At 62.3% G+C, this 21,507-nt stretch carries 21 protein-coding genes; 4 read left to right on the top strand and 17 right to left on the bottom strand.

Annotated features, from left to right (window positions below; genetic code table 11):
• Positions 1-141 precede the first annotated feature (141 nt).
• From astA to G3N97_RS20645, 9 genes are all read right to left on the bottom strand, one after another.
• Positions 142-1,167 (bottom strand): arginine N-succinyltransferase, encoded by a 1,026-nt coding sequence (gene astA / locus G3N97_RS20685; RefSeq protein ID WP_205994874.1) that lies wholly within the window; start codon positions 1,165-1,167, stop codon positions 142-144.
• A 13-nt stretch (positions 1,168-1,180) separates the two neighbouring features.
• Complete coding sequence (locus G3N97_RS20680; protein ID WP_205994873.1) at positions 1,181-2,107, bottom strand: arginine deiminase-related protein; 927 nt, start codon at positions 2,105-2,107, stop codon at positions 1,181-1,183.
• A gap of 188 nt (positions 2,108-2,295) precedes the next feature.
• Positions 2,296-3,183, bottom strand: coding sequence for an arginase family protein (locus G3N97_RS20675; protein WP_205994872.1), 888 nt, complete (start codon positions 3,181-3,183; stop codon positions 2,296-2,298).
• A gap of 63 nt (positions 3,184-3,246) precedes the next feature.
• The gene (locus G3N97_RS20670) at positions 3,247-4,011 is read right to left on the bottom strand and encodes an ATP-binding cassette domain-containing protein (protein ID WP_205994871.1); all 765 of its coding nucleotides are present in this window, start codon (positions 4,009-4,011) and stop codon (positions 3,247-3,249) included.
• A gap of 12 nt (positions 4,012-4,023) precedes the next feature.
• Positions 4,024-4,716: an ABC transporter permease gene (locus G3N97_RS20665; RefSeq protein ID WP_205994870.1), complete on the bottom strand. Its 693-nt coding sequence runs from the start codon at positions 4,714-4,716 to the stop codon at positions 4,024-4,026.
• Positions 4,713-5,402 carry an ABC transporter permease subunit gene (locus G3N97_RS20660; RefSeq protein WP_205994869.1) on the bottom strand — a complete coding sequence of 230 codons (690 nt, stop codon included), beginning with the start codon at positions 5,400-5,402 and terminating at the stop codon, positions 4,713-4,715. Before G3N97_RS20660 ends, G3N97_RS20665 begins: the two co-directional genes overlap by 4 nt.
• 31 nt (positions 5,403-5,433) lie before the next feature.
• On the bottom strand, positions 5,434-6,234 hold the full coding sequence (locus G3N97_RS20655; protein WP_205994868.1) for a transporter substrate-binding domain-containing protein: 801 nt from the start codon (positions 6,232-6,234) through the stop codon (positions 5,434-5,436).
• Positions 6,235-6,518: 284 nt separating this feature from the next.
• Positions 6,519-7,010 (bottom strand): Lrp/AsnC family transcriptional regulator, encoded by a 492-nt coding sequence (locus G3N97_RS20650; RefSeq protein WP_205994867.1) that lies wholly within the window; start codon positions 7,008-7,010, stop codon positions 6,519-6,521.
• 10 nt (positions 7,011-7,020) lie between these two features.
• Positions 7,021-7,668 (bottom strand): XRE family transcriptional regulator, encoded by a 648-nt coding sequence (locus G3N97_RS20645; RefSeq protein ID WP_205994866.1) that lies wholly within the window; start codon positions 7,666-7,668, stop codon positions 7,021-7,023.
• 263 nt (positions 7,669-7,931) lie between these two features.
• Here G3N97_RS20645 and G3N97_RS20640 point away from each other — a divergent pair, with 263 nt between their 5' ends.
• Positions 7,932-10,133, top strand: a complete 2,202-nt coding sequence (locus G3N97_RS20640) for a TonB-dependent siderophore receptor (protein ID WP_205994865.1) — start codon at positions 7,932-7,934, stop codon at positions 10,131-10,133.
• Here the strand turns inward: G3N97_RS20640 and G3N97_RS20635 are convergent.
• From G3N97_RS20635 to G3N97_RS20625, 3 genes are read right to left on the bottom strand one after another with little or no spacing between them, the layout of a single operon-like run.
• Positions 10,130-11,014: an MBL fold metallo-hydrolase gene (locus G3N97_RS20635; RefSeq protein ID WP_205994864.1), complete on the bottom strand. Its 885-nt coding sequence runs from the start codon at positions 11,012-11,014 to the stop codon at positions 10,130-10,132. The genes G3N97_RS20640 and G3N97_RS20635 overlap by 4 nt on opposite strands.
• An 18-nt stretch (positions 11,015-11,032) precedes the next feature.
• The gene (locus G3N97_RS20630; RefSeq protein ID WP_205994863.1) at positions 11,033-11,359 is read right to left on the bottom strand and encodes a hypothetical protein; all 327 of its coding nucleotides are present in this window, start codon (positions 11,357-11,359) and stop codon (positions 11,033-11,035) included.
• Between the two features lie 8 nt (positions 11,360-11,367).
• Entirely contained in the window at positions 11,368-11,913 is a 546-nt protein-coding gene (locus tag G3N97_RS20625; RefSeq protein WP_205994862.1) for a sugar ABC transporter, read from the bottom strand.
• Positions 11,914-12,075: 162 nt separating this feature from the next.
• On the opposite strand from G3N97_RS20625, the gene G3N97_RS20620 reads away from it, so the two are divergent.
• A complete protein-coding gene (locus tag G3N97_RS20620; RefSeq protein ID WP_205994861.1) occupies positions 12,076-12,981 on the top strand; it encodes a LysR substrate-binding domain-containing protein in 906 nt (301 codons plus the stop codon).
• Between the two features lie 38 nt (positions 12,982-13,019).
• Here G3N97_RS20620 and G3N97_RS20615 read toward each other — a convergent pair whose 3' ends face one another.
• Positions 13,020-14,222 carry an MFS transporter gene (locus G3N97_RS20615; RefSeq protein WP_346778096.1) on the bottom strand — a complete coding sequence of 401 codons (1,203 nt, stop codon included), beginning with the start codon at positions 14,220-14,222 and terminating at the stop codon, positions 13,020-13,022.
• A gap of 107 nt (positions 14,223-14,329) precedes the next feature.
• Here G3N97_RS20615 and G3N97_RS20610 point away from each other — a divergent pair, with 107 nt between their 5' ends.
• Positions 14,330-15,235 (top strand): LysR family transcriptional regulator, encoded by a 906-nt coding sequence (locus tag G3N97_RS20610; RefSeq protein WP_205994859.1) that lies wholly within the window; start codon positions 14,330-14,332, stop codon positions 15,233-15,235.
• Between the two features lie 72 nt (positions 15,236-15,307).
• Here G3N97_RS20610 and G3N97_RS20605 read toward each other — a convergent pair whose 3' ends face one another.
• The 4 genes from G3N97_RS20605 to G3N97_RS20590 form a co-directional block, all read right to left on the bottom strand.
• Complete coding sequence (locus G3N97_RS20605; protein WP_205994858.1) at positions 15,308-16,864, bottom strand: methyl-accepting chemotaxis protein; 1,557 nt, start codon at positions 16,862-16,864, stop codon at positions 15,308-15,310.
• Between the two features lie 202 nt (positions 16,865-17,066).
• Positions 17,067-18,392 (bottom strand): cytochrome c, encoded by a 1,326-nt coding sequence (locus tag G3N97_RS20600; RefSeq protein WP_205994857.1) that lies wholly within the window; start codon positions 18,390-18,392, stop codon positions 17,067-17,069.
• 5 nt (positions 18,393-18,397) lie between these two features.
• Positions 18,398-20,167 (bottom strand): GMC family oxidoreductase, encoded by a 1,770-nt coding sequence (locus tag G3N97_RS20595; protein WP_205994856.1) that lies wholly within the window; start codon positions 20,165-20,167, stop codon positions 18,398-18,400.
• A 76-nt stretch (positions 20,168-20,243) separates the two neighbouring features.
• On the bottom strand, positions 20,244-20,963 hold the full coding sequence (locus tag G3N97_RS20590; protein ID WP_205994855.1) for a gluconate 2-dehydrogenase subunit 3 family protein: 720 nt from the start codon (positions 20,961-20,963) through the stop codon (positions 20,244-20,246).
• Between the two features lie 268 nt (positions 20,964-21,231).
• On the opposite strand from G3N97_RS20590, the gene G3N97_RS20585 reads away from it, so the two are divergent.
• Positions 21,232-21,507: MarR family transcriptional regulator (locus G3N97_RS20585; RefSeq protein WP_205994854.1), on the top strand; the 276-nt coding region annotated here is incomplete at its 3' end.

The following is a 21,507-nucleotide window of genomic DNA, read 5'->3' as shown; positions in this document are numbered from 1 at the left end:
GATTCACATTTCACGTCAACGTAGACGCAAAAAGCGCGCCACCCGTGCATGCCCGGCTCGCCCTAACGGACCAGGCGCGGACAGCGCACGGAAAGCACACGTAAAATCGCGCCTTCCGCCCCTTTGCACCGTTTGCGCGCATCACGCACAAGCAGCGGGCGCGGGGCGCAAATCCACGGTTCGAATCGCGGCCGTTCCGGCCAGATTCAACGTCTCCAGCAACGCCGAGCGATGCGCGCGCATCGACTCGCCGACCTGCGCTTTCGTCACACGAAACGCATCGAGCGCGTCGTTCGCGATCAACAGCGTTTGCGTCGGCTGCGCCATCACATCGTCAATCGATTGCCGCCGACTTTCGCGCACGATACGCAATCGATCGATATCGCCCTGCAAGGTCGCGCCGCCATCGAAAATATCGACGTAATCGGCAAAACGCAGCCCTTCCGATTCGAGCAACGCGCGCGCTGGCGCCGTCTGCGCATGCACTTCGCCGACCACTTCGCGCGCCTCGCGCGACAACAGCGCCATATAGAGCGGATGACGCGGCATCAATTCGGCGATGATCGACTTGCGGCCCAGTCCCACGAGGCGGTCCGCTTCGGCGAACTCCATGCGAAAAAACGGCCTGCACACGGCGTCCCAGAATGGCGAACGTCCGCTCGCGTCGGTCACGCCGCGCATTTCGGCCACGAGCGTTTGCGTGAAGCGTTCGCGAAACGCCGCGATAAACATGAAACGCGCCTTCGACAGCAGCGCGCCGTTGCCGTCGCGCCGATACTCCGGCGCGAGAAACAGCGTGCACAATTCGCTGTGGCCCGTGTGGTCGTTCGATAAAAACAGCGCCGACGCGTCGCTGCTCACGCCCACGCCGCGCGACGTATGCAGATAACGCCCGATGCGATAGTTGTACCAGGGCGCGTCGAGCCCCACCGCTGCTTCGATGCCCGAGACGCCCGCCACGCGCGCATCGAGCGTGTCCTCGAGCACGAACAGATAACCCTGCTGCGCAAGCGGCAACGTACCCGCGAGCGTCTGAACGCTGCGCTCGATGCGCGCCTCGATCATCGCGAGATCGGGCATGAACGACGTCATGCCCACGCCCGCACTACGCGCGAGCGCGAGCAACGCGGGCGCGTCGCCGGCTTGCGCCATCCGTACCATCATCATGATCGCGCTCCGTTCATGCGCGCGCCGTGGGCGCGAAAACTTCGGCGAGCATGCAGCGCGCGCTGCCTCCGCCGACGTGCTCGATGGTGTCGATATCGACCACGACGGGCGTCGCGTGCGCTTCGATCAGCGCGCGCTGCATGACGTCGAGCGACGCCCATGCGGTGCGCGACATCACCAGCATCGGCGCGCCGTCGCGATCGCGCAGTTCGAGCATGTTGCCGGCGAACGCCTCCAGTTGCGCGACGCTCAGTTCGATCACGTGCTTGCCTGCCGCGCGCAAACTGGCCAGCACGTCGCGGCGCGACTGCGCGTCGGTGATCGCATCGAGACACACGCCCGCGAGCGCCGTGCCGATCCACATCATGACGTTGGTGTGATAGATCGGCGCGCCGCGCGCGTCCACGGCATCGAAAACGATCGTCTCGTAGCCGAGCCATTGCGTAAGCGCATCGAGCACCTGCTGATGCGTACGCGGCGAACGGCACGCATAGCAGCGCCGCGTATCGCGATCGAACACCACGCTGCCGGTGCCTTCGAGAAAAACGGCTTCGCGCTCGTAGCCGCTCAGATCGACCGTGACCGGCCATTGCGCATGCCGCGCGAGCGCGCCGAGCACCGGACCGTGCCGTTCCTCGCGGCGGTTCGGCGCGCGCATCGGATACAGCACGAGCGAGCCGTCCGCATGCGACGACCACCAGTTATTCGGAAAGATCGAGTCGGGCGTGGGCGGATCGAGCGTGTCGTCGACAACGAGCACGTTGATGCGGCGCGCGCGCAAGGCATCGACATAAGCCTCGAATTCGGCGAGCGCCGCGCGATGTATGCCCTCACGCTGAGGCGCGTCGTGCTGGAAGAGATTGTCGCGCGCGGTTTCCGGATTGAACGCGAAGCGCGCGGGGCGCACCATCAGGACAGTATCGGTGGTTTGCTGAGACATGGCGGAGCGGAAATTAATTTGGAATCCAGATCGTCATACGATCCACGATCCGATTATTCTTCCAGATACCGCGTGCGGATCATTGCGATTTCGCCGTCCGCCACGCCCCTTCCCTGCCGTTATCGCGCGCTTGTGCAGCCGATTCGGCTGCGCTTTTATGCGCTTGTATGCGCGTGAAATCAAGCGCTTTAGCTGCGCTGACTGCCATAGACCGCGAACGAAAACGCCAGATAAGCCGCGAGCGTGGAAGTCATGTCGCCGACATCAGTGGTCGGATTCACTTCCGTGATTGCCATCGCCACGCAATGCGGCGCGAGCATTTCCACCATTTCGAGCGCTTCGGCCGAGCTGATGCCGCCAGGTTCGTGCGCGCCCGCGCCCGGTGCGTAAGCCGGATCGATCGCGTCGATATCGAACGACAGGAAGATATGATCCGCGCCCTGCGTGCGCGCGAGAATGCGTTCGACGGTGGCCGCGGGACCGAGCTTGAGCACTTCGCGGGCCGACAGATGCACGAGGTCGTTATCGTGCTTGAAGCGGCCGGAAGCCGGGAAATTGAAATGTCGCTCGCAAACCTGAATGCACTGGCGCGCGTCGATGCGATCGAGTTCCAGCGCGCGACGCATGCCGCTCGACTGGCTGTAACGGCCTTGCGCCTCGCTCGAATCCATGAGGTCCAGATGCGCGTCGAAATGCACGATCGCGATCTTGCCCGGCAGTGCGTCGTGCACGCCCTTCGCAACCGGATAAAGCAGGCTGTCGTCGCCGCCGATCACAACCGGCATACGGCCGTTGCCGAGCGATTCGCGCACCGCCGCTTCGGTGGCCGCGAACGTCGCCAGCGTATCGTTCGACACCGCCACGTCGCCGCGATCGACGAGCAGATTTTCGCCGACTTCGAAGAAGTCATCGGTTTCGAGGCAATAAACCTTGCCGTCCTGAATGCGCATATTGATCCAGCGCGCGGCGTTGCGCACGCGCTCGGGCGCGTAGCGCGAGCCCGGATAGCCGAGCGACGACTCGCCGTCGAACGGCACGCCCCAGAGATCGCACTGCTTGAAACGTTGGGATGACATGACGGAAACTCCTTTAAAAATAGCATTCGTGCAGCGTCACGCTGCACGCAATCGCGGCGCGACTCACTTGAGCGCGCCGCTCAGAAACTGACGCAGACGCTCGCTGCGCGGCGAGACGAGTACGCTGTGCGGATCGCCGCTTTCCTCGACGCGCCCCTGGTGCAGAAACACCACCTTGTTCGAGACCTGGTGCGCGAACCCCATTTCGTGGGTCACGACAATCATCGTGCGTTGTTCGGCGGCGAGATCGCGCATCACGCGCAGCACTTCGCCGACGAGTTCGGGATCGAGCGCCGAAGTCGGTTCGTCGAATAGCAGCACGTCGGGCTCTACGGCCAGCGCGCGCGCAATGGCCACGCGCTGCTGCTGTCCGCCGGAAAGATGGGTTGGCCACGCCCCGCGCTTTTCGTAGAGGCCCACACGCTGGAGATAATGTTCCGCGCGCTCCACCGCCTCCTGACGTTTCACACCGAGCACGCGCATCGGCGCTTCAGTCAGGTTTTCCAGCACGGTCATATGCGGCCACAAATTGAAGTGCTGGAACACCATCGCGAGACGCGTGCGGACGGCGCGCAATTGCGCCTTGTCGGCGCTTTCGAGATCGCCCTGGGCGTTGCGACGCAGTTTCAGCTCCGCGCCGTTGACGTAAATCCGCCCTTCGCTCGGCTGTTCGAGCAGATTGCAGCAACGCAGCAAGGTGCTTTTTCCCGAGCCGCTCGAACCGATGATGCTAATGACGTCGCCACGCTCGGCGCGTAGCGACACGCTGTCGAGCACCGTATGCGTGCCGAAGCGCTTGCCGATTCTGTCGATCAACAACGGAGACATGAATGCCGTTCCTCAATGCGCACGCGGCGCGAGATGCCGCAACCAGCGAGATTCGGCGAGTCGAAAAAGACGCGTGAGCGCGAGCGTGAGCACGAGATACAAAGCGCCCGCCGTCACATACGGCTCGAACGAGATGTAGTAGTTCATGCTGACGTAACGCGCCACGCCGGTGATATCAAGCAGCGTGACGGTGCTGGCGATCGACGTGGCCTGCAGCATCATGATGACTTCGTTGCTGTACTGCGATAGCGCGGCGCGCAACATCGACGGCAACACGATGCGCCGATACACCAGCACGCGGCTCATGCCGAAACTCTGCGCCGCTTCCACTTCGCCGTGATGGACGGTGCGGATCGCGCCCGCGAAAATCTCGGTGCTATAGGCAGTTGTGTTGAGCACGAACGCGAAGATCGCGCAGAACGTGGCGTTCGAAAACCACGGCCAGACCCACGAATCGCGCATCCACGCGAATTGCGCGAGCCCGTAATAGACGATGAAAAGCTGCACGAGCAGCGGCGTACCGCGCATGACGAGCGTGTAGCCCGCAACTGGCCACGCGACCCAGCGATTGCGCGACACGCGCGCGATCGCCAGCGGCACGGCAATCACGAAACTGATCAGCACCGAAGCGCATACGAGCCAGAGCGTGAGCAGCAGGCCGTGCAGGAACATCGGCGCGTTGAGCCAGATAAGATCCCAGTTCATGCGCGCACCTCGCGTGCGCCGACCGCAAAACGACGCCCCACGTAATGCAGCGCGATCAGCGAAACGATCGTCACGAGCAGATAAAACACGCCCGCGAGCAGATAGAACGTGAACGGTTCGCGCGTGGCCTCCGCCGCGCCACGCGCGCGAAACATCAGATCGTGCAACCCGATCAACGACACCAGCGCCGTGCCCTTCACGAGCACGAGCCAGTTGTTGGTGAAACCGGGAATCGCCAGACGCACCATTTGCGGCAACAGAATGCGACGATAGACCTGCCACGCGGTCATGCCGTAGGCGTAACCCGCTTCGGACTGGCCGCGCGGAATGCGCTGGAGCGCGCCGCGAAACGTCTCAGTCATATACGCGCCGAAAATCAGCCCGAGCGTGACCGTGCCCGCAACGAAAGGATTGAGTTCGAAATTGGCGTCGCTGCCGAGCGCGGTGAGCATCTGATTGATCGCGCCCGGCAAGCTGTAAAACACGATGAACATGATGACGAGATCCGGAATACCTCGCACCACCGTCGTATAGAGCGTGGCCAACCTCACCACGCGTGGCTTGCCCGACAGTTTGGCAAGCGCGCCGATCATGCCGAACGCGGTGGCGAGCACGATGGACGCGAACGCCAGCGCGAGCGTCACCGAACCGGCTGCCAGGACCGAGCGTGTGTATTCCGCAATCATGGTCTGAATGAAAACTAAAAACGAGTAAGCGTTATTGCGTGACGTTCGAACCGGCGCCGAACCACTTGTCGTTGATCTTCTTGAGTTCGCCGTCCTTGCGCAGTTGCGCGAGCGCCGTGTTGAACTTCAGGCGCAGATCGTCGTCCTGTTTGCGCACGGCGATCGCCACGCCCTCGCCCAGCGCCTGACTGTCCTTGCCCGTGTACGCGGGACCGATCAGGCCGAAGCGCTGCGCATTCTCAGGCTTCGAGAGAAAGCTCGAATCGATCTGCGCCTGATACGAAAAATGCAGATCGGCGCGACCCGAAGCGAGATCGAGATACGGCTCGCTGCCCGACTCGTAGCGCTTGATCGTCGCCACATTGCCGAAACGCTGCGTGATGAAATTGTCCATCGGCGTGCCCGTCTGCACGGCGATCGTCTTGCCCTTCAGTCCCTCGGGCGTGATCGCAAGATGTTCGCTCTTCGGGCCGACGAAACGATAGACCGGGAATTCATAAACGTCAGTGAACGCCATCACGCGCTTGCGTTCCTCGGTGATATTGAGCGACGAGATCAGCGCGTCGTATTTCTTGCCGAGCAAACCGGGGAACATGCCGCTCCACGCCGCGTTGATGACGTTGCATTTCACCTGCATGCGATCGCAGAGCGCGTGAATCAGGTCGATGTCGTAGCCGGTGAGGCTGCCGTCGGGCGCGACGGATTCGAACGGCGGGAAGGTGGCGTCGGTGGCGACATTCACCTGGGTCCATTCTTTCGCGTGCGCGAGCGGCGCGCCGAAAGTGGCGCAGGCGGCGGCGGTAATCAGCAGAAGGCGGGCGTAGCGTTTCATCGTCGGTCTCGTGAGGTGGCTTGCTGGATGGATTTCGGGGCGGCGCACCGAGGCGCGTCACGTAAATATTGGCGTGCTTCCGGTCTCGGTCCGGTTAGCGGTTTATCGCTGGAATCCGGCGTCAATTATTGCGGTGCATAAACTGCGAGTCATGTCGAAGGACGTCGTCACGGCAGCGCATTTGCGTCGCAGTTAATCGCACGACGACCGATTCTGTCGCATCATTTAATTCGGATGCCGAATCAATCTGCGCGAAATCAGAAATCGAATGACTCATAAAAACCTCAGAACGCCAGCGTTTGCTTGAGCGCCGCCAGTTCCGGGCTGCTGGCGATTTTGTCGATATGAAAGCGTGCGTCGTCGAGCCAGGTTTCGGTCAGCTCGCGGTAGTGATGCATGTCGCGGCACTCCATACGAATCAGATAATCGAACTGCCCGCTCACCAGATAGACGTCGAGCACCCACGGCGCGCTCGCGAGCGCGGCTTCGAAGGCGGTCTGCGCGGCGCGCCCGCTCTGGTTCGAGAGCGCCACCTGCACGAACAGCGTGAGGCACGGCGCCACGCGCCGCATGTCGATCAGCGCGCCGTAACCCGCAATCACGCCCATTTTTTCCAGCTTGCGCACGCGTTCGAGGCACGGACGCGGCGTGAGATTGACGAGTTCCGAGAGCCGCTGATACGTCACGCGCCCATCACGGCGCAACACGTCGAGAATCGCATGGTCGATGCGGTCGAGGTTCGCGCTCTCGTGCGCGCTCGGGGCGTGTCGTCGCATGGCGGGCTCGTCAGATCGGCGGCGCGATGACCCAGACCGCCACGGCGGGCTGCGTCTGCGACGGGTTGCGCCACGTGTGCGCGAGCGTCGGCGGAAACGTGAGCGTGTCGCCGGCCTTCATCGAATACAGTTCGCCGTCCACCACCATGTCGAGCTCGCCCTCCTTCAGATGCACGAAGTCGACGGCGGCGTTGAGCTTGTACGGCTCCGGACCCGAGCCGCCGCCCGGCTCGATGACGGAGAGCAGCGCCATCAGATGCTCGTTGCCCACGCCCGCGATCAGATACTCGTGCATGCCCTCGCCGCCCAGGCTGATCGGCCGGCCTTCGCCCGCACGCACGAGGTTGGTCGCGGGCGGATCGAACAGCGTGCCCGGACGCACGCCGATCGCATCGCAGACTTTAAGCAGGGTGGCAACGGACGCCGACACCGCGTCGCGCTCGAACCGGCTCAGAAACGACTTGGTCACGCCGACGCTGTTGGCCACCTGCTCGATCGACAGTCCGCGCGCCTTGCGCAGCGTGCGCAGCCGCTCGCCCAGATTGATGTCGTCGCGCACGGGCCGCAACGGACCCGTGGGTCGGCGCACGGCTTCGGCGAGTTCATCCTCGGCGCGGATTTTCGTGAACTTCGCAGCAGTGGCGGGTTTTCGCGGCATGCGTAATGAGTCGATTCAGGAAAAGGTGTCCCGATAGTACACGAAAGTTTCCTTGGTCAAAAATAAACTCCGACGCAACTTTTGTCGCCTGCTTGTCAACTTTTAACGCATCAAGACGGCGCTTATGACGGTGTTGTATCGACGACAATATTTGTAAACATCTGCTGCATTCACGGCGCATCTATCTTACAATTGATAATGATTCGCATTCTGATGCGCAATGCACCGGCGCGCCCTTTTTCTCTAACAACAATCGACACACCATGTCTCAACGGGAATTTCACGCGCCGGGTAGCCAGCGCACCGCAGTCGCTCGCGCAGTCCACACGCTCGTTTTCGGCGTGATCGCCACGGCCGCGCTATCGGGCGCGGCACACGCACAAACCACCACGAATCCAGGCGACGCCTCGACGGACGCGAACGCGGTCCTGCCCGCAGTCGTGGTCAAGAGCACCTCGGCGCCCGGCGCACTGCCCGCGCCTTACGCGGGCGGCCAGGTCGCTCGCGGCGGTGGGCTGGGCGTGCTGGGTACGTCCAACGTCATGGACCAGCCGTTCAGTACGACTAATTACACCGAGCAGTTCATTCAGGATACGCAGGCGCGCACGATCGGCGATCTCGTGGTGAATAACGCTTCGGTGCGCACCGAGCAGAGCAGCGGCGGTTTCGGCGATGTGTTCGAGATTCGCGGCTTCGCGGTGCAAGCCACCGATGTCGCGCTCAACGGTCTGTACGGCATGGTCTCGGCCGCGCGCGTGCCGGTGAATCTGCTGCAACGTGTCGAGGTGCTGCAAGGTCCCGGCTCGCTGATGTACGGCATGGGTCCGGGCGGCAGCGTCGGCGGCGCGATCAACATCGTCACCAAGCGCGCCGACGACGAACCGCTCACGCGCCTCACCGCGCTTTATCAGTCGAAAAGCCAGTTCGGTACGGCGGTGGATATTGGCCGCCGCTTCGGCAGCGAAGGCCAGTTCGGCATTCGCGTGAACGGCCAGATCAAGGATGGTCAGACCGGCATCGCGCACGGCAATCAGCTTCAGGGCGACAGCTCCGTGGCGCTCGACTATCGCAGCAAGCAATTCCGCTGGTCGCTTGACGCGTATAACGTTTCCGAAAACACCGACGAACTGCGTTCGCAGATTGGTTTCGGCACCGCGACGGCCGTGCCCGCCGTGCCGTCCGCGTACAACAACCTGTATCCGGGCTCGAAGCTCAAGCTGCGCGACACGGCCGTGATGACGCGCGCAGAATACGACTTCAACGATCACGTGACCGTGTATGGCGCGGTGGGCGAGCATTACGGCACGTCGGCGCAGAACTTCCCGTCGGCGAGCGGCATGACGAACGACGGCGCGTTCAGCGTGCGCAACGGCTATTACGATCAATACACGCGCACGAAATCGGTGGACGCCGGGCTGCGTTTCCACTTCGACACCTTTGGCGTGAAGCACACGCTGGTCACCGGTTTCACGAGTCTGAATCAGGAAGTCGGCTATTTCTACGCGCTGGGCGCAACGTCCTCGGCGGTGCCGTCGAATCTGTACAGCCCCACTCCGCTTCCGGCGATGACCACCGCGCGCGGCGACATGCAGCGCAGCAGCCAGACGCGCCTGAACAGCCAGCAGGTGATCGACACGATGTCGTTGTTTAACGACCGACTGCTGATTACCGGCGGCTTCCGTCGACAAACGATTGGCCTCGACAACTACAACACGTCGACGGGCGCGCAAACGGGCACGCTCGATCAGCAGGCGATCACGCCGCTCGCGGGCATCGTCATCAAGCCGCTGTCGAATATCTCGGTGTACGGCAATTTCACGTCGGGCCTGACGAACGGCGGCACCGCACCGGCCGGTACGGCGAACGCGGGTCAGGCATTTGCGCCGTACAAGTCCAATCAATATGAAGCGGGCGTGAAAGCCGATTGGGGACGCGTGCTGACTTCGGTTTCGGTGTTCCAGATTTCGCAGCCGAATGGCGTGACGAATCCGCTTACGAATATCTACGGTTACGACGGCACGACGCGCGTTCGCGGTCTCGAACTGGCTGCGTACGGCGAAGTGTTTCGCAATCTGCGTCTGATGGCGAGCGCGACGTTCTACGATCCGAAACTCCAGGGCACCGCGGGCGGCACGAACGACGGCCACGATCCGGCGGGCGTGCCCAAGTTCGCCTTCAATCTCGGCGCCGATTACGATCTGCCGTGGATTCCGGGCCTGAGCGTGAATGGCCGCATCATTCATACGGGCGCGCAATACTACAACGCGACGAATACGCTGCGTCTGCCGGCGTGGACGCGTTATGACGTCGGCGTGCGTTACGGCATGCAGGTGCTCGGCAAGGACGTGGTGCTGCGTGCGAATGTCGAGAATCTGTTCGGCAGCCGCTACTGGATTCAGCAAGGCACGTACGTGACGAATGCCGCGCCGCGCACGTTGCTGATGTCGGCGGAATTCAACTTCTAAAGCGCGCTCGGCACGTCTTGCCGAACCGCTTGCGGGGGCATGGCTTCGCGCTCGTAGTGCAGGCCATAGCCCCCTTTCTTTCGCGCGATGCGCGCAAAGCCGAGTTCGCCCAGATGCATCCCGGCGATCATCAGCCCTTCCGAACTCACCACGTCCAGCAAGCGCGAACGCGTGCTCGCCGCGAGCGATGCATCCTGATCGAATGCGATCGACACATCGGGACGCTGAATCTGAATATGCGGAAAATGCACGACGTCGCCCCAGATCAGCAAACTGCGTTCGCGCGCTTCGACGATATAGCCCGTATGCCCTTCCGTATGACCCGGTAGCGGCATCGCGCGGATGCCGGGCAGCACTTCGCCTGCGTCGAATGTGCGGATATCGCCATAAGCGTCGAATACGCGGCGCGCGATTGCGAAGTTTCCGCGCGCGCGCTCGCTGGCGCGCGCCAGATTGGCGTCGTCTAGCCAGAAGCGGATCTCTCGCGTGTTCACCACGAGTTCAGCGTTGGGAAAGGCCATGCGTCCATCGGCATTCACCAGCCCGCCGACGTGATCGGGGTGCGCGTGCGTGAGCAGAATGGTGTCGATCGCCGACGGCTCGATACCGGCAAGCAGCAGGTTATTTTGAAGGCGTCCGCCCCATTGCTTGATGCCGCCAGCGCCGCCGTCGACAAGAATGGTTCGTCCCGCACCGCGCAGCACATAGCAATTGATATGCACGGCACTCGGCGTTTGCTCACCGGCGGCGCGCTGCATTGTCGACGCTTCAGCAGCGTCGATATTCGAAAGGAAATCGAGGCTGGCGTTGAGATAACCGTCGCTGATGGCGTGGATCGTGAAATCGCCGGCTTGCTGGCTGGGAAAAGATTGCGCGGACATCCTGATTCTCCTGACCGCCTAATTGCGTGCATGAATAGTCGAAGCCGCATAGCCAAAACAACGAATACGCGCCTTGAGGCCGGTACGCCGGGTAATCGCGCTATCGAGACTTTCCATGAACCGGTCCATCACCACAGTCGTACGAAACGCATTGAGCCGATACCGGATTTCCGCGAAAACGGGCTGGCCGTGTCCATGCCGAACGGCGGAATAAATCACGTGGACATGGTTGATTTCCGCTTCGAGTTTCCCGGTGCAGAGTTCGACGCAATCGCGCGAGAGTTCGGCAAGCTGCGCATTGGACGGCATCTGGTCCGCGCGGATATAGAAAGTCACGTTGGGCATTGCGATGCTCAGTCTTTCTGGTCGAACGAAGTCGCACGCGCGCTGGTCAATTGATCGGCCATCGGTGCGTAAAGATAGAGGCCTGCGGGCAAATCCTCGACGCGCGGCGCGTTGTTCCGAGGCAGCACCGCGAGCCAGCGATGTTCCGGAAACTTCTCCAGCGCCACGGCTTGCATCGCCTGGGGTTCGAGGCCCAACTGAATCAGCGGATCCGGGCCGTTTGCGCTAAGTACGAGCCATTCATCTGCTTTCACTGCGGGCGCAAGGCCAATATCGCTGTAGAGATTCCGGTGCCAGTCCGTAATGTGTTGCTGCCACTTCGCGAAATTGCCGCCGCCTTTCTGGCGATATTCATCGCTCGTCAACACATCGAGATTGTCGACCGTGTGAATGGCGAGATAAACCGGGCAACCCGCGCTCATCGCCTTGAAGCGCTGCGAGGTGCGAAAGCCCGTCACCGAAATGAGCGCGGGCAATTTGTCGAGGCTATAAAAATCGTTCCACTCGGTCTCGCTATGCGGATCGGCGAAGCTGCATTCCACGGTGTAGATCATCGGTTGCTCCTTCGAAACAAGTTGGCGCGTTCGTATTCATTGCGGTTTGGTAATGGTAATCTGGGGTTTGCTGCATAGATAACGAAATAAAGTCAGCCTTCAATGACATTTAATCAAGCTGACGGTCAACACGCTCAGCACGTTCGAACGGAGAGAACCGCAGTGCGCCGCAAGATTCCCAGCCATTCCGCGCTGCTCGCTTTTGAAGCTGCGGCCCGCCACGGCAGTTTCGCCCGCGCCGCCGAAGAACTGGCGCTCACCGAAAGCGCGATCAGCCGCCAGATCGCGCGGCTGGAAACATTTCTGGGCGTGGCGCTGTTCAATCGCGTGGGTAATCGGGTCCGGCTCGCGCCCAATGGCACGCGCTACGCGGCGCAGGTTCGGGAGATTCTCGATCGGCTGGAGCGCGACAGTCTGTATCTGATGGGACAACCGGCCGAAGGCGCCAGCATCGATATTGCGGCCATTCCGACTTTCGCCACGCGCTGGCTGATTCCCCGCCTCAAGCGTTTTCAGCAGCGCCATCCGAACGTGACCGTGCATATCGCGGAATGCATGGAGCCTTTTCTACTCGCGGGCAGTGGTTTCGACGCCGCGATTCATTTCGATCACCCTGCGTGGGCGGGCATGCATCGACATCATTTACTCGAAGAAATGCTGGTGCCGGTGTGCAGTCCGGCGCTGCTCGCGGAAGCGGGGGAAAACGCGTCGCTCGATGCGCTGCCGCGCCTGCACAGACGGCAGAATCCGGACGCCTGGCAGGTCTACGCGCAAGCGTCCGGCATCGAGCTGACGAATTCGGCGATTGGCGCCCGCTACGATCTGCATGCGATGCTGATCGAGGCCGCGCTCGCGGGCCTCGGCGTGGCGTTGGTGCCGCGTCTGTATATCGGCGCGGAGCTGGCCGAAGGCCGTCTGGTTGCGCCGTGGCCCGACGCCGGGAGTGTGGCGAAAAACTTTTGCCTCGTACTTCCCGAGCCGATCGAATCGAGTGACGGGCCGCTCCAGGCCTTTGCGCACTGGCTGCTTGAAGAAGCCCGAGGCGTGGCGATTGAAAAACACGCTTGAAAACCGCGATCGGAACGTGGATTAATAGCGACGCGCTTTTAATCCGCGCGTTCGCCGCCCATTCGCGCAATCAACGGCACCAGCAGAACCGCCACGATCGCAATAGCCGCCGCCACGTAACCGATATCGGCAACACCGAGCCTGTCGATCGTCAGACCGCCGATGATCGCACCCAATCCAATACCGGCATTCGCCATCGACACATTCAGCGTGCCCGCCAGCGCTTGTGAATGCTCTGCCGCCCGCATCACCCGCACCTGACAAATTGGATAGAGCGCGGTATTCGCGAGTCCCCACACGCCCAGCGCGATCACGAGCGCGAACGCGTTGCCGATCAACAGCGTCGAAGCCGCCATGCCGACTGCCAGCACGGCCGCCGCCATGAGCGTCGCGCGCAACGGGTCCTTGCCGACAAGGTGTCCGCCGATCCAGTTGCCCGCGAGCCCCACCACGCCGAAGCCCATCAGCCACCAGCCCACGGCGTGACGGGGAATGTTCGCCACGCGTTCGAGCAGATCGGCGAGATACGTATAAGACGTGAACATCGCCGTAAAAACGACGACCGAAAGAACGAGATTGGCGACAAATATCGGATTCCTGAGAATTTGCATTTGATGGCCAAGTTCAAGGCGTGCCGGTTTTTGAAGCACGGGCATCACGAACAACAGCAGCACCGCCATGGCCAGCGAAAGCGCGGCAAGAATCCAGAACGTACCGCGCCACCCCACGGCATTGCCGACGAGCGTGCCAACCGGTATGCCGAACACCATCGCCGCCGCAATGCCCATATAGACGTTGGAAACCGCTTTGCCGCTACGCGCCGGACCCGCAAGCTGCGCTGCGGTTTCGCTCGACGTGCCCCAGAAAACCGGCAGCGCGAGCGCGGGCAACACGCGCCCCAAGGCCACGATCCAGACGTTCGATGCCATCGCGACGAGCGCATTCGAAAACGCAAAGAGAAACAGCAGCGCGACGAATAACTTCTTTCGGTCGACATGCGAAACGAGCCCGGTAAGCAAGGGCCCGAATAACATCACCGTGAAAGCAAACAGCGTGACCAGACGGCCCGCATTGGCAATGGACAAACCGAAATCGCGCGCGATACCCGGCAGCAATCCGACGATGATGAATTCCGTCGTGACAATCACGAAAGCCGAAATAGCCAGCAGCAGCACGGCCAGCGCGCCGTGAGCGGGCGCCGCTCCGTGCTGGGCCGATGTTGTACGCGACGTGGTGGACACGAGCACCTCCAGTTTCAAGGCCTCGAAATCTATCATTGACGCAGCAGAAAGTCGTGCGGCAATATTTCAATCGATTGTTTCCATCGAGTCCACAATAAGGGGTTGCCGTGTTGCCCACCGAGCGCCTGAAAGGCATCGAAGCCTTTGTCGCCGCTGCGGAGTCAGGCAGTTTTACCGCCGCCGCCGAGCGCCTCAATCTCACGACATCGGCCATCAGCAAAGCGGTTGCCCGGCTGGAATCGCGCCTGGATTGCAAGCTGTTCGCGCGCACCACGCGCCGTCTCGCGCTGACCGATGAAGGCACCGCGTTCTACGCCACCTGTTCGAGCGTGCTCAAAGAACTTGCCGACGCCGAAGCCGTTCTCGCGGCGCATGGATCGGAGCCGATCGGGCGCTTGCGCATCGATCTTCCGGTCGCGTTTGGACGATTCCGCGTCATGCCCGTGCTGCTGCGTTACGCACAGCACTATCCGGCAGTGACGCCGCGCGTCACGTTCACCGATCGGTTCGTCGACGTGATTGAAGAAGGAATTGATATTGCGGTGCGTATCGGCGTCGCGCAGAACGGACCCGATGGTCTTGCGCGCCGACACCTCGGCACGGAGCGCCTGATTTTCTGCGCGTCGCCGGCGTATCTGAAACGTTGTGGCGTGCCGCGCGATATTGAATCGCTGATGCACCTCGACCGCGTGTTATACGGGCGCGCGGATGGCGGTATTTCCGCCTGGCGTTTTAGCGAAAATGCGGGCGTCGAGCATCGCGACCGGCCTGGGCGGCTGGTGCTCGGCAGCGCGGAGGCGCAGGTCGAAGCGGTGAAATCCGGATTCGGCGTCGCGCAGCTGGCGACGTGGTTGATCCGGCGAGAACTGGACAGCGGCGAACTGGTCGAGATTCTGCCCGACCACGCGACCGAAGGCTTGCCGCTTTATCTCGTCTGGCCGGCGAGCCGGCAACTGATTCCGAAAGTGGACGCGCTGTTAAAACTTCTCACGAATGAATTACGTATCGATTAATCGACGCAACATCGACGCAAGACATCGTGGACGATTGCCGCTTATTCAGCCGCAATCGTCTGATTCACGGCATCAGCCACGCGCAAGACGAAACACCGACACCGCTTCACGCATGCGCTGCGATTGCGCTTCCAGCGCGCCCGCCGCAGCGGCCGCCTCTTCCACGAGCGCCGCATTCTGCTGCGTCACCTGATCCATCTGGCTCACCGCGTGACCGACCTGTTCGATGCCGTCGCTTTGCTCGGCCGTGGCCGTCGTGATTTCGCCCATCAGCGTCGCCACGTTACGCACGGCGCCGACGATTTCGCCCATCGTATTGCCGGCCTCCGTCACGAGCGCATTGCCGCTTTCGACACGGTTGATCGACTGGCCGATCAGTTCCTTGATATCGCGCGCCGCGCCCGCACTACGCTGCGCAAGCGTGCGAACCTCGCCGGCCACCACGGCGAAACCGCGGCCCTGCTCGCCCGCGCGCGCCGATTCCACCGCGGCATTGAGCGCAAGAATGTTGGTCTGGAAAGCGATGCTGTCGATCATGCCGGTGATCTCGGCGATCTTTTTCGAACTCGCGCTGATCTCCGCCATCGTGCGCACGGCGCGGCTCACCACGTCGCCGCCCTGCTGCGCGAGATCGGCTGCGCCGCCCGCGAGCGTGCTGGCTTCGCGCGCGTGCTCGGCGTTCTGGCGCACCGTCGACGTCAGTTGCTCCATGCTCGCCGCCGTTTCTTCGAGCGACGCCGACTGCTGTTCCGTGCGGCTCGACAGATCGAGATTGCCTGCCGCGATTTCGCGCGCGGCCGTATGGATCGCTTCGCAGCTATCGCGCACGCCGGCCACCGTCTGCGTGAGCCCCGACTTCATGCGTTGCATCGCCGCGAACAGCAGGCCGATTTCGTTGCCGCTCGCTTGCGGCACCTGCACCGTGAGGTCGTTCGACGCGATGCTATCGAGCACGTCCGCCGCGAGCGCGAGCGGCTGGGACACCACGCGGCGCAGCGCGAAATGCGTGGCGACGATCAGCGCCATCGCGAGACCCACACCCAGCACCACCATGCCGACGATCCACTGATACTGCGTGTTGGCGTTCGCGAGGCCGGTTTCGGAAAGCTGGTTCGCCAGTTGCTGGAATTTCTCGACGTTAGCCGAATACGCCGCGCCCGAAGACGTGATCGCGCTGTCGTTGAGCGTGGCGTACGCGCCGGTATCGCCGCTTGCGAGCGCATCGCGGGCACGCGCGAGACTCGTCGCGAGCTGCCCCGACGAATCGATCAGGCTCGCCTTGAGCGATGCGTCCATGCCGTCGAACGGCTCGGCCTTCTGGAACGCCTGCGTTTCGCTCGCCGAAAGATCGAGCGTGCGCTGCGCGCTCTTGAGCGCGGCGTCGCGTCCGGCGGTATCGTTGCGCTCCTTGAGCGCCGTGTAGGCGCGCATCAGCGCCGAACGCGTGCGCGCGGTGTCCTTGTAGGCATCGTTGACGAGGATGGTCTGCCGCGCCATTTCCCGCAACGATTGAGTATTGCCATTCGCGCTATGCAGCGCGGTGATGCCCATCAGCCCGCCCAGCAGAATCATCGTCGAGAAGATGGCGAGGACAGCCAGCAGGCTGGCCCGTACGGTTACATTGCGCATGCTGCGGGTGCCGGCGGTGGCCGATTAGTCGTTGAGATACTTGCAATAACGGCAATAATCTCGCGCTGCTTTAGAGGTCGTTTAAAAAGTCTTTTCGTCAGATCTTTAAAACCTTGCCGCGCCCTGAAACAGTGCGGAATAACCATAAAAAAAGCGGCATCACGCAGAGCGCGACGCCGCTTTTTTGCGGATGGCTGAAACGTCAATCGTGTTTCATCGCGCTACGTACTTTCGCGACCTGACCGGCGTCCACCGCGCCCGCGTGATTCGACCAGCCGCCGCGCACGAAAGTCGCCAGCGCGGCCACTTCGTCGTCGCTCAAACGGTAAGCGAAGCCCGGCATTGGCAACACCGAAGGCGCTTTTGCCGTCGAAGGCGTTTGTGCGCCCGCGAGAATCACGTTGATGAGACCGGTCGGGTCCTTCGCGTTCACCACGGTCGCGCCGTCGAGATGCGGGAACACGCGCGGCGCGCCGCGGCCATTCACGAAGTGACACGCGCTGCAATTGTCGACATAGAGCCGCTCGCCGAGCGTGAGATTCTGCGCCGCCGTCAGCTTCGCAGTCGTCGCGCTCGCGCCGTCGGGCGCTGCGGCTTGCGCGGTATCCACAGCCGTACCCGAAGCCGACAAGGTCTTCAGATACGCCGCAATCGCGTTGAGATCGGCGTCGCTCAGATGCGAGGTGCTGTTATAGACCACCGACGTCATTTCGCCCGCAACCGCCGCCTGGCTGTTGCGACCCGTCTCCAGATAATCGACGATGTCCTGCTGACTCCAGCGCGACATGCCGCGCAACGCGGGCACATTCCAGCCGTTGAGCTGGCCGCCCGCGAGGAAGAGCGCGTTACTGCTGTCGAGCGCCTTCTCGTTCATCGCGAAGCCGCGCGGCGTGTGGCAGCTGCCGCAATGGCCGAGGCTCTCGACCAGATACGCGCCACGGCGCACCTGTTCGCTCGCGCCGTCCGGGCCACTGAACGGTTTATCCGACGTGAACGCCCAGTTCCACAGCGCCATGCCCCAACGCTGGTTGAACGGGAAGCTCAGCGAGGTTTCCGGCGCGGCATCGTCGCTCGGCGCAACGCCTTGCATGAAGTACGTGTAGAGCGCGTGAATATCGGCGTCCGACACCTTCGCGTACGAGGGATACGGCATCGCCGGATACAGATGCGAACCGTCGGCGCGAATGCCCTTACGCACGGCGGCGGCGAACTGCGCCTCGGTGTAATTGCCGATGCCGTTCTGCTTGCCCGGCGTGATGTTGGTCGAATAGATCGTGCCGATGTTGCTCACGATCGGCAAGCCGCCCGTGTACGGCTTGCGGCCGGCCGCGCTGTGACACGCCATGCAGTCGCCCGCGCGCGCCAGATATTCGCCCTGCTTGATGAGCGCGGCCTGTGCGGTTTGCGGATTCTGCGCGTTTTGCACGGCCGCGCCGGTTTGCGCCGATGCGCCATGCACGGCCAACGACGCACCGAGCGCCACGGCCGTCACGAGCGCCGCGGACGTAAAGGTCTTGAGGAAATTCATGACGATCATGCCTGCACGAGAGGACCGGGGTTCTTGAGGTACTGTTCCTTGATCGCGCGAGCGGCGAACAGCGTGATCGCGCCGATGGTCGCGGTCGGATTGGCCTGGAAATTCTGCGGAAACGCATTGCCGCCCGGCACGAACACGTTGTGCACGTCCCAGCTTTGCAGATAGCGGTTCAGCGCGCTGGTTTCCGGCGAATCGCCCATCACCGCGCCGCCGACGTTGTGCGTCGAAACGTATTTGGTGATGTCCCAGTGCGAGTCCATCGCGAGGAAGCTTTCCGAATAGCTGTCCGGATTCAGTTCCTTCGTGACGTCGAGCACGATCTTGCGCAGATGCTGCTGCAGCTTCAGTTCGTTCTGTTTCCAGTCGAACGTGATGCGCAACAGCGGCTGCCCCCACGGGTCCTTGTAGGTCGGATCCAGATCGACATAGTGATCGCGATACGACATGCAGCTCGTCGTGATGCTGATCTTCATCGAATGGCCGTACCAGTCCTGCATGCCTTCCTTCCAGCCCTTGCCCCACGCGGGCGTGCCGTGCGGCAGCGCGGTGCCGATCGGCGCGCCGCTCGACTGCGAGCTGTGAATCTTCGCGCCGCCGAGAATGCCGAGCGACGGACCGTCGAAATTGCCCGGCGAAATGTCGTTGAACATCTGGCCGGTCGCGCCCGCCGTGGCGAACGGATTGAAATTTTTATCCTTGAAGAACAGCGTCGCGCCGCCATTACTCAGGAATGCGTAGTTTCTGCCGACGGTGCCCTTGCCGCTCACCGGGTCATACGGCTTGCCGATGCCCGACAGCAGCATCAGTCGCACGTTGACGAACTGGAAGCCCGCCAGCACGACGATCTTCGCGGGCTGGAATACTTCGTTGCCGTGCGCGTCGGCGTAGGTCACGCCCTTCGCGGTCTTGCCGTCGGCGTGCATGTCCACGCGCAGCACGTTCGCGTTCACGCGATACGAGAAGTTATCCATGCGCTTGAGCGCGTCGAGCACCGCCGTCTGCGGCGACGCCTTCGAGAAGTTCAGGCACGGATACTTGCTGCAATAGCCGCAGTAATTGCACGGCGCGATCTGATTGCCGTACGGATTCGTCCACGCGCGCGACACGTTCGCCGAAGGATTCGGAAACGGGTGATAGCCGAGCTTGCGCGCCACGTCGGCGAACATCGTGTTGTTCAGCGTGTCTTCGAGCGCGGGCAGCGGCGCCGGGTTCGAACGCGGACCTTCGAACGGATCGCCGCCCGGCATGATCTTGCCGCGCAGATTGCCGGTCTTCGCCGAAAGGCCGCAGACCTTGTCGAAGAAGTCGTAGTACGGCTCGATCTCGTCCCACGTGAACGGGAAATCCTGCACCTGCATGCCGTCTTCGAGCTGGCCTTTCTGGTAGGCCTGATCGGCGTAAGTCTTGAGCTTGAGGTCGGTCGGCGTCGGACGGATCAGCACGCCGGTCCAGTGCAGACCCGAACCACCCACGCCGGTGCCCGGCACGAAAGCGCCCCACTTGCGCGTGGGCAGCGCCGTATCCTGCGCCGAATGGCGCACGGTGAGCGCGCCGTCGCGCGGCGTCACCATGATCTTGTTGCGCACGCCATAGGCGTATTGATCGGCCGGCTTCGGATACGCGAAGTCGGCATTGCTGCGGTCTTCGCCGCGTTCGAGCGCGCGCACTTTCAGGCCTGCCTGCGCGAGTTCGATGCTCATGAGCGAGCCGGCCCAGCCCAGTCCGACGACGACGACGTCGACTGCGTCATTGGTTATTTTTGCCACGGTGTTCCTCGTTGATTCTGAGTACGCGAAGTGCTTCGCGATCGGTCACGCGATCACGCGCGCGAAAGTCCTGCGCTCAAGCGCGAAGTCCGTTCAGGCTCACGGGCCCGAGCGGATATTTCACGTTGTGCTGCGAGACCCATTCGAGGAAGCTCGCCCGGGCGCCGGGAAAACCAATGGCAATCCAGGCTTTCATGCCTTTATTGCCGCCGTACATCGGATCGGAGAGATAGCCGTTTTTCGAATCCGAAATCATCTCGCCGAAAAACTGGCTGGCCTTGAGCGCGCTTTCGCCGCCGTCGGCAAAGTGGATGACGTTGTCCTGCAGCGCTTTCAGCACGACGTCCTGCGCCGCCGCGTCGAGTTCGCTGAAACGCTTGTGATACTTCTGGCGGCAATACGCATCGGTCAGCTTGATGCCGCGCTGATAGATCTGCTGCGGCGTGTACGGCAGCTGATAGCCGAGCTCTTTCGGCGCCTGTGTATTGAACGGCCCTTGCAGATAAATCTCGCGGCCGAAATCGCCATGCATCTGCTGATCGATGAAGACCGGCACGTTGGTTTCCAGCGCGCCGGGACCGCGCCCGTCGGCGGGAATCAGACGGTCGCAGGCCGCGAGCATGAACGCCCATTCCTCGGCCGAAAAGAACGCCGGACGATAGGTTTTCAGATCCGGCGCGGCCATTTCGGCGGCCTCGGCGGCGCTCAGCGTGTTGACGAAGACGCCCATCGTCGGCAGCGCGAGCACGGCCGTCAGGAGGAATTTACGTCTTGATGCAGAAATGTCAGACAACATGGTCGATTGGTTCAGCTGTCGCGAGAGTCGGGGTGGTCTGAGCGGATTGCCGACGCGCTACAAGCCCCTGCACAACGGGGCGTCGGTCATCGCTTCAGTATTTGGGATCGCGACCATACCACAAAGTTGTCGTACATCAACACCAAGTGTGCAAAATTGGTCCTACTGCTTTCGTTCGCCACTTGCGCGACGGTTTTTGTTTGTGCTTGTTTTTCCCCCCGAACATGTGCAGACTGCATATGTGCAGATTGCATGTATTGGGAGGCGTATGACTCAGCGCACGGAAAACCTGCTCGGCGCGCTCGCCGTGCTGGTGATGGACGAAATGGTCGCGCTCGATTCCGTCGCGGCGCTCGCCGGACCCACCGCGCGGGCGATGCTGAACGCCATCGGCCAGTATCCGGACGCGTCGATCGAACTGTTGCGCGACGCCGTCGCGCTCTCGCATCCGGCGGCGGTGCGCGCCGTCGCGGCGCTGGTCGACGCCGGTCTCGTCGAGAAGCGCCCCGGCGTCGACAAACGCTCCGTCGCCCTCGCGCTGACC

The organism is Paraburkholderia sp. Ac-20347 (genome assembly GCF_017104805.1).
Classification (GTDB): Bacteria; Pseudomonadota; Gammaproteobacteria; order Burkholderiales; family Burkholderiaceae; genus Paraburkholderia; species Paraburkholderia tropica.
The sequence above is the reverse complement of the archived record's forward strand: the minus strand, read 5'-3'. Positions and strand labels throughout refer to the sequence as shown.